The sequence below is a fragment of the Corynebacterium sp. HMSC076G08 genome, from assembly GCF_001811515.1.
GTDB classification, from domain to species: Bacteria; Actinomycetota; Actinomycetes; order Mycobacteriales; family Mycobacteriaceae; genus Corynebacterium; species Corynebacterium hiratae.
In genome coordinates, this window is record NZ_KV805044.1 from 1 (window position 1) to 342 (window position 342).

Consider the following 342-nt stretch of genomic DNA (forward strand, 5'->3'; position numbering starts at 1 on the left):
CACGGTCAGCGTGAAACACCAGCCCATCAGGAACATCACCACGTAGTGTATGCGCCATCCGCAGGGCCCGTTCGACCAAACTTGTGTCTTGAACGCTATCCATAGCCCAGCCCAGTACCCTGCGGGAATGACCATCGCGGACCGCGCACAAATACAACCAGCCCTCGCTGGTGCGCAGGTAAGTAATATCCGACATCCACACTCGGTTGAGCTGACCAGTATCAAACATGCGCTTGACCAGGTCAGGAAGTGTGGACTTGCGCTTGGCTTGGATTGTAGTCACCGGGACAAAGGCACGCGGTGAAATCCGGACCTGACCCCTGTTTGGTAGACACCTGATAT

The 342-nt window shown here is 55.8% G+C and carries 1 protein-coding gene; it reads right to left on the reverse strand.

All coding sequences use genetic code 11. The features are described 5' to 3' along the window. Positions 1–342: DDE-type integrase/transposase/recombinase (locus HMPREF2806_RS13055; protein ID WP_158013210.1), on the reverse strand; the 342-nt coding region annotated here is incomplete at both ends.